General features: G+C 71.4%; 5 protein-coding genes. 2 read left to right on the top strand and 3 right to left on the bottom strand.

Annotated features, from left to right (window positions below):
* Positions 1 to 53 precede the first annotated feature (53 nt).
* On the top strand, positions 54 to 3,044 hold the full coding sequence (locus AB0M02_RS45615; protein ID WP_364238782.1) for a VOC family protein: 2,991 nt from the start codon (positions 54 to 56) through the stop codon (positions 3,042 to 3,044).
* A gap of 109 nt (positions 3,045 to 3,153) precedes the next feature.
* Here the strand turns inward: AB0M02_RS45615 and AB0M02_RS45620 are convergent, their stop codons facing one another.
* From AB0M02_RS45620 to AB0M02_RS45630, 3 genes are read right to left on the bottom strand one after another with little or no spacing between them, the layout of a single operon-like run.
* The gene (locus AB0M02_RS45620) at positions 3,154 to 3,549 is read right to left on the bottom strand and encodes a DUF4233 domain-containing protein (protein ID WP_364238783.1); all 396 of its coding nucleotides are present in this window, start codon (positions 3,547 to 3,549) and stop codon (positions 3,154 to 3,156) included.
* Positions 3,546 to 4,871, bottom strand: coding sequence for a folylpolyglutamate synthase/dihydrofolate synthase family protein (locus AB0M02_RS45625; protein WP_364238784.1), 1,326 nt, complete (start codon positions 4,869 to 4,871; stop codon positions 3,546 to 3,548). The genes AB0M02_RS45620 and AB0M02_RS45625 overlap by 4 nt, the downstream gene beginning before the upstream one ends.
* Positions 4,868 to 7,498 carry a valine--tRNA ligase gene (locus tag AB0M02_RS45630; protein ID WP_364238785.1) on the bottom strand — a complete coding sequence of 877 codons (2,631 nt, stop codon included), beginning with the start codon at positions 7,496 to 7,498 and terminating at the stop codon, positions 4,868 to 4,870. The genes AB0M02_RS45625 and AB0M02_RS45630 overlap by 4 nt, the downstream gene beginning before the upstream one ends.
* Positions 7,499 to 7,573: 75 nt before the next feature.
* Between AB0M02_RS45630 and AB0M02_RS45635 the strand changes: the two genes are divergently transcribed.
* A complete protein-coding gene (locus AB0M02_RS45635; RefSeq protein ID WP_364238786.1) occupies positions 7,574 to 8,266 on the top strand; it encodes a hypothetical protein in 693 nt (230 codons plus the stop codon).
* Positions 8,267 to 8,374: the final 108 nt, after the last annotated feature.

The following is an 8,374-nucleotide window of genomic DNA, read 5'->3' on the forward strand; positions in this document are numbered from 1 at the left end:
CGCGGAGCCGTCGGCGGGCCATAACCTGACGGGGAACAACCGGGAGGTCCACAGTGGCGAACCAGACCGGCCGGCCCATCGCCCCCGCCCGCAAACTGGTGGCGGCGGTCATGGGCACGCTCGCGGTCTTTGTGATCGTTTTCGGGCTCGGCATGTCGAGCATGGCGGTCGCGTTCCTCGGCGTCGCCATCCTGATCGTGGCGATAGTGCTGGCGGTGTTCAACGTCGCCGGCCGGCGCGGCGGCCGGGCCACCGTCGCCGGCAGCGCCGAGGTCACGTCGATCCCGCCGCCGCCGCTCTCCTCGGCGTACGGACGGGCCGAGATCGGGGCGATCGTGGTCGCACCCGGCCTGGGCACGTTCGAGACGACGATCCGCGAGTCGCGGGTACCGGTCGCGAAGTGGCCGCTCGTCGGCTCCACCGTGCCGATCACCGTGGACGTCGACGACACCCGCCGAGTACGCGTCAACTGGGCCGACGCGGCCGCCCGCGACGAGGGTGAGGACCCGCCACCGCCCGCACCGCCCGCCGCCGACCCGGAGAGCGACGAGGTCGACGACGAGGTGCTCGGCTCGGTCGGCCCGATGCCGTGGGAGGGCCGCGACCACGACTGGTCCTTCGACCCGGACGAGCCGCCGCCCCCGCCGCCACCCGGGCCGCGCGCCTCCGCCTACAGCGAAGACCGCGCGACCACGCCGGTCGTGGTCCGCGACACACCGACCGGCACGATAGTGGAGGGCCAGGTCGTCGGAGACGAGGAACCGGCTCCACTTCCCCGCCGCGCACCGGGCGCCAGCCCGTTCACCGGCCCGTCACCGTCCGGCCCCGACGCCGCCCCCGATTTTGCCTCCGGCCCCGGTCCCGCTTCCGGCCCCGGTTTTGCTTCCGGCCCCGCAGCCGGCTCCGGTCCGGCCGGCTCCGGTCCGGCCGGCTCCGGTCCGGCCGGCTCCGGTCCGGCCGGCTCCGGTCCGGCCGGCTCCGCTTCCGGTCCGGCGGCCGGGTTCGCTTCCGGTGCCGCGGCTGGGTCCGCCGGTGACGAGCCGGGCGAGCCCGCTGCCGGTCCGGGTCCCGGCACGTCCGCGGCCGGCGGCTTCGTGCCCGGTTCCGGCGGCGCTTCCGCGCCTTCCGCACGTGCCTACTCCGGGCCGTCCTCCGGTCGCGCACCCGGCACCCGGCCAAGCCCCAAACCCCGCGGCGCCGGCGCGGCCACGGCGACAGTCGAGCGAGACTCGGGTACGCCGAGCGCGCCCACCTCAGCACCCGGCACCGAGTCCACCTCCACCTCGGGCGGGGCCAGGGCAGCAACCATGGCAGCCGCAGCCGGCGCAGCAGCCGCAACCGCCGCGTCAGCCACCGGACGCCCCCCGACGCAGCGCACCCCCGCCGAGTCACGCTCCGAACCCGACCCCCTCCTCGACCTACCCCTCGACGAGCCGACCCGCCCCACCTCACCGGCTCCGCCCACCCCACCCGCCGACGCCACCACAGCCTGGGCCCCCACCGCCCCCACCACCTCGACGACCGCTTCGCCAGACACCGCCGCATCGGCCGCCACTGCGGCGGACACCGCCACGTCGGCCTCCGCCACGCCCGGCACCGCCGCCCCGGGCCGCACCGCCTCAGCCTTCGCCGCTCCGGCCTCCGCAGGCGCTCCGGCCTCCGCAGGGGCGTCGGCGCCCGCCATGTCGGAGGCGACGCCGCCCGACGGTGTCACCACGGACGGGCCCACCGATGACGCCGACACCATCGCCTGGCACGCCGGCGGCGCTTCCGCGGAGCCGTCCCGAGAGGCAGAGCCGTCCCGAGAAGCGTGGTCGCCCGAGGATCCGGGTACCAGGACCCGCTTCTACTCCCAGCCCGACGCGGACACCGAGCAGTTCCTGGCCGATCAGGCGGGCCGTACCGAGCGGATCCCGTCCTACCCGGAACCCACCCCCGCGTCGCCGCGTCCCGAGCCCACCCCCGCGTCGGCTACCTCAGCACCCTCCCCGGTCAGCGCACCACCGACCGCACCGGAGCCCGACCGCCCCTTCCCGAGCGCACCGCCGCCGTCGACCACCCGCCCCGAGGCACCCGCCCCGGTCGACGAGATCGACATCCCGCTCGACGAGGACCACCCGGCCGGCCCCGCCGGCCACGAGAGCACCGCCCACGACCCCATCGACATCCCGCTGGGCGACCCGGAACCCGCTCCCGAGACCCGCGCCGCAGCAGCCGGCGCCATGAGCGACGGCATCATCGCGCCCCCGGCCCAAACCATCCCCGCCACCGCCGACGTCCCACCCGACGACGTCATCCCACCCCAGCCGAACCCACCCGTCGCGGATCCCACGGCCGGATACCCAGCCGCCGCACCCGCTGAATCCCGTGCGGAAGCCGCACCCCCGAGCAGCGGTCTCGGCCCCCTGGCGACCGGTGCCGTCGCAGCGGGCGCCGCGGCCGCCGGCGCCGCGGTAGGAGCGGTTGCCGGGGCCGCGGCACGCCGCACATCCTCATCCGACGAGAGGCCCGCCGGCACGGAACCCTCCAGTGACCGACCGGAGCAGCCCGCCACCGAGCCGACGCCGTCCCCCGCCGCCGGCGGTGCCCGGGGAGACTTCGGCACGTCGGAGCCGGATGAGCACGTCGCTGAGGTGATCACCGCTTACCCGAGTGCCCGCCCCGGGCCCGCCGGTGCGATCCACGGCGTCGGTATCACCGTGCTGGTGACCAACCTGGAGCGGTCGATCGCGTTCTACCGGGACATCCTCGGGTTCTTCGAGATCGACAGCGGGGACGGCAGCGCCGTGCTCGCGTCCGGGGACACTCGGCTGGTGCTGCGGACCGTACACAATCTGGCCGTTGAGGCCGGCCGGCTGATCTATCTGAACCTGGAGGTCGGCGACGTCCAGGCGGTCCACGACGAACTGCGGGACAAGGGCGTCAAGTTCGTGCACTCACCGCGCGCGGTGAATCGTGGCGACAAGCTGGAACTCTGGTCCGCCACGTTCCGCGACCCGGACAACCACAACATCGCCATCACCCAGTGGCGCGCCATACGCTGACCACCCAGGCCTCGCGCCGCCAAGCATGGCAGCGCGGGGCTCAGCCCAAGATCGAGCGTGGCAGGCGGAGCTCAGCCCAGGATCGAGCGACCAGCGTCGCAGCGCGGGGTCAGCCCAGGATCGAGCGGCGGACGTAAGCCGCGTAGGCCCAGGCCGCGCCGAAGATCAGGCCCAGGACGGCCAGTGACCAGTGCAGCAGGCCACACGCGATCAGGGCGACCTGCAGGACCGCGCCGGCGCCCCACGCCCAGCTGTGCCGCATCATCCCGGCCAGCACGGCGGCCAGTACCGCGAGGGTGATCACGGCCGCGACTCCCCAGCCGGAGAGGTCGCCGCCCAGGAGCTTGATCGGCTGGATCGCCAGGAGCAGGACGATTGCCTCCATCGCCAACGTTCCGGCGCCGAGTCCTCGTACCGCTGCTTGGGGGTTGCGAAGCCCGGAAGGGCGAGTCGCCGCTGCAGGCTCGCCCTCGGACGGCGTCGCGGTCTCGTCGGAATCGGTCATCGCTTGAGCAGCTTCCGCGCGTCGGCGACGGTGACGACCGAGCCGGTGATCAGGACACCCACGCCGCTCATCTCGCCGGACGAGTCCTCCTCGGCCAGCACCACGGCCTCCTCGATGGCGTCCGGCATGTTCTCCGCGACCCGCACCCGGTCCTCACCGAAGACCGAGGTCGCCAGCTCGGCCAGCTCGGCGGCGGGCATCGAACGGGGCGAGCTGTTCTGCGTCACGACGATCCGGGCCACCACCGGCTCGAGCAGGTCGAGCAGGCCGGTGACGTCCTTGTCGGCGAACACCGCGAGCACCGCGACCAGGTGCCGGAAGGTGAACTCCTCCTCCAGCGCGGCGACCGTGGCCGCCATCCCGTGTGGATTGTGCGCGCCGTCGAGCAGGATGGTCGGCGCGCTGCGGACGCGTTCCAGCCGTCCCGGGGAGTCGACCTGGGCGAAACCCTCCCGGACCAGCTCCGCCTCGAGCTGCTTGCCCGGGCCGGCACCGAGGAACGCCTCGACGGCCGCCAGCGCGATCGCGGCGTTCTGCGCCTGGTGCGCGCCGAACAGCGGCAGGAAGATCTCCTCGTAGACGCCGCCCAGACCCTGCAGGGTCAGCACCTGACCGCCGACCGCCTGGTTCCGCTCGATCACCCCGAACTCGCTGCCCTCCCGGGCCAGCGTGGCACCCATGTCCGCGCACCGCTCCAGGATCGGCCGCATGGCCTCCTCGCTCTGCAGCGCGGTGATCACGGTGGCGCCCTTGTGGATGATGCCGACCTTGTGCCAGGCGATGTCCTCGATGGTGTCGCCCAGCCACTCGGTGTGGTCCAGCCCGATCGGCGTGAGCACGCAGACGCCCGCCTCGATGACGTTGGTCGCGTCCTCCTCGCCGCCCAGCCCCACCTCCACCACCGCGATGTCGACCGGCGCGTCCGCGAACGTCGCGTACGCCATGGCCGTAGTCATGTCGAAGTACGTCAGCGGCTCCGCGTTGCGCGCGTCGATCAGATCGGCGAGCGGCGCCACCTCGTTGTACGTGGCGACGAGCCGCTCCTCGCTGATCGGATCGCCGTCCAGGCTGATCCGCTCGCGAACCGTCTCCAGATGCGGGCTCGTGTATCGGCCGGTGTGCAGGCCGTGCGCCCGCAGCAACGCGTCGATCATGCGAGCCGTGCTGGTCTTGCCGTTCGTCCCGGTCAGGTGGACGGACGGGTACGCCCGCTGCGGGCTGCCCAGTACGTCCATCAGGTCCCGGATCTTCTGCATGTCGAAGACCATGCGGGTGAAGCCGCGCTCGTTGAGTGCGGCCTCGACCTCCGTGTACTCGCTCATGCTGACGGCAACGCCTCGAGAGCGGCGGCAATTCTCACCAGATCAGCCTCGGCGGTCGCCAGCCGTTCCTTGATCTTCGCGACCACCTGCTCGGGTGCCTTGCCGACGAACGCCTCGTTGCCGAGCTTGGCCCGGCACTGGGTGGCCTCCTTCTCCGCGGCCGCCCGGTCCTTCTCGAGCCGCGCGCGCTCGGCCGCCACGTCGATGGCACCCCGGGTGTCCAGGTCGACCGTGATGCCGCCGGTCACCGCGAGCGTCGCGGTGGCCGCGAAGTCGCCGCCGGGCGCGTCGAGCCGGGCCAGCGAACGGATCAGCGGCTCGTGCGTGTCGATACCGACGTTGCCCAGGCCGGTGAGCGCCGCGGTGACCCGCTGGCTCGGCTTGAGGCCCTGGTCGGAGCGGAACCGCCGCACCTCGGTGACCACCTTCTGCAGCGCTGCCAGTTCCTCCTCGGCGGCGTCGTCGATCAGCTCCTTGTCGACCGACGGCCAGGACGCCCGCATCACGGTCTCGCCGCCGGTGAGCGCGATCCACAGCTCCTCGGTGACGAACGGGATGACCGGGTGCAGCAGCCGGAGCAGCTTGTCGAGAACGTGACCCAGCACGCGGCGGGTGGTCTGGCCGCCCTCGGCCAGGACCGGCTTGCTCAGCTCCAGGTACCAGTCGCAGACGTCGTCCCACGCGAAGTGGTAGAGCGCGTCGCAGACCTTCGCGTACTCGTAGGACGCGAAGTACTCGTCGACCTCGCCGATGACGTGCTGGAGGCGGGACAGGATCCACCGGTCCACCGCGGACAGCTCCGACTGCGCCGGCAGCGGGCCCTCGACGGTGGCGCCGTTCATCAGCGCGAACCGGGTGGCGTTCCAGAGCTTGTTGCAGAAGTTGCGGGAGCCCTGGCACCACTCCTCGCTGACCGGCACGTCGGAGCCGGGGTTGGCCCCGCGGGCCAGCGTGAAGCGGGTGGCGTCGGCGCCGTACCGGTCGATCCAGTCGAGCGGGTCGACGACGTTGCCGAACGACTTCGACATCTTCTTGCCGAACTGGTCGCGGACCATGCCGTGCAGGTTGACCACGTCGAACGGCTGTTTTCCGTCCATCGCGTACAGCCCGAACATCATCATCCGGGCGACCCAGAAGAACAGGATGTCGTAGCCGGTGACCAGGACGCTGGTCGGGTAGAACTTCTCCAGCTCGGCGGTCTGCTCCGGCCAGCCCAGCGTGGAGAACGGCCACAGGCCCGAGGAGAACCAGGTGTCCAGCACGTCCTCGTCCTGGCGCCAGCCCTCACCGGACGGCGGCTGGTCGTCCGGTCCGACGCAGACGATCTCGCCGTCCGGTCCGTACCACACCGGGATGCGGTGGCCCCACCACAGCTGGCGCGAGATGCACCAGTCGTGCATGTTGTCGACCCAGGCGAAGTACCGCTTGGACAGCTCCACCGGCTCGATCTTCACGCGGCCGTCACGCACCGCGTCGCCGGCGGCCTGGGCGAGCGGCCCGGTCTTGACGAACCACTGCAGCGACAGCCGCGGCTCCACGGTGGTCTTGCATCGCGAGCAGTGTCCGACGGAGTGCAGATAGGGTCGCTTTTCAGCGACAATCCGCCCCTGCTCACGCAGGGCGGCCACGATTGCAGGGCGCGCTTCATACCGGTCAAGGCCTTCAAAAGGACCGGGTACGGTGATGACGGCGCGTTCATCCATGATGGTCAGACTCGGCAGCGAGTGCCGCTGGCCGATCTCGAAGTCGTTCGGGTCGTGTGCCGGGGTCACCTTCACCGCGCCGGTCCCGAACGACGGGTCGACGTGCTCGTCGGCCACGATCGGGATGCGCCGGCCGGTCAGCGGGAGCTCGACCTCGGTGCCGATCAGATGGCGGTACCGCTCGTCGTCAGGGTGCACGGCCACGGCGGTGTCACCGAGCATCGTCTCGGCACGGGTCGTGGCGACGACGATGGCGTTCTCACCCGAGCCGTACCGGATCGAGACCAGCTCGCCCTCGTCGTCGGTGTGCTCCACCTCGATGTCGCTGAGCGCGGTGAGACAGCGCGGGCACCAGTTGATGATCCGGTTCGCGCGGTAGATCAGCCCGTCGTCGTACATCTTCTTGAAGATCGTCTGGACGGCCCGGGAAAGACCCTCGTCCATGGTGAAGCGCTCGCGGGACCAGTCGACGGAGTCGCCGAGCCGCCTCATCTGCCCGAGGATCGCGCCACCGGACTCGGCCTTCCACTCCCAGACCCGCTCGACGAACCTCTCCCGCCCCAGGTCGTGGCGGGACAGCTGCTGCTCGGCGAGCTTGCGCTCGACCACGTTCTGCGTGGCGATACCGGCGTGGTCCATGCCGGGCAGCCAGAGCACCTCGAAGCCCTGCATCCGCTTCAACCGGACCAGCGTGTCCTGGATCGTGTGGTCGAGCGCGTGGCCGACGTGCAGCGAGCCGGTCACGTTCGGCGGCGGGATGACGATGGTGAACGGCGGCTTGTCGCTTTTCGGGTCGGCGCTGAAGTAGCCCTCCGATACCCACCGCTCGTACCGCCGCTGCTCTACCTCGCCCGGCTGGTACTGGGCGGAGAGGCCACCGGTGGGCCGGCTGTCGGGGGTACGGGGTTCGGTCGCATCGGTCACCCGACAAGTCTACGGAGCCCCGCGCGGCGACCGGTATTCGCACCTCCTTCGACGGCGGAGGGATAGGCTCGCCGGATGTCGGACCGTGGCCAGCCCATCCCCCCATCCGCCGGCGCACCCGATCCGGACCCGGCGGAGAGCACGCCCGTCGAGATCGCCGAGGCGCCGTTCTCGCTGACACCGGAGACCGAAGCAGACGCCCGAGACGCCGAGTCCCGCAGCAAGGTACGCAAGGTCGTCCTCGGCGCCCTCCTGGTCGTGACGGTCGTCGGCGGCGCCGGCCTGGGCTACTTCGCCTGGAACGTGAACACTCAGCGGAACACCACTCTCTCCGCACCACCGCAGATCGGCTCGCTCACGCTGAACACCAGCGAGGACGCCGCGTCGACCGCGGAATACCTGCAGGGAGCCCTCTCCGCGGAGATCAGCATGGACAAAACCGTGGGCGGCGTCTACACCGCCGGCAGCGCGAACGTGCTGTTCTTCGGCGGCACCACACTGCTCTGGTCACCGGAGAAGGACCTGGACACGTCGTTCGAGCTGATCGCCGATCAAGAAGGTGCCGTCACCAACCTCCACGAGGTCGACGCCGGCGACCTGGGCGGCGTTATGAAGTGCGGCCTCACCAAATCGGAGGACGCCGAGTTCGCCGTGTGCGGCTGGGCGGACCACGGCAGCCTCGCCCTGGCGATGTTCCCGGAACAGACGGAATCCGCGGCGGCCCCACTAATGCTGGAGATCCGCAAAGCGGCCCAGACGCGGGACTGATTTACCCACAAACGCAGAAAGGCCCACCCCGGAGGGTGGGCCTTTCTGTTCACGTTGAGTCCGGCGGCGTCCTACTCTCCCACACCCTCCCGAGTGCAGTACCATCGG

Origin of the sequence: Actinoplanes sp. NPDC051861 (genome assembly GCF_040681145.1) — a bacterium.
Classification (GTDB): domain Bacteria; phylum Actinomycetota; class Actinomycetes; order Mycobacteriales; family Micromonosporaceae; genus Actinoplanes.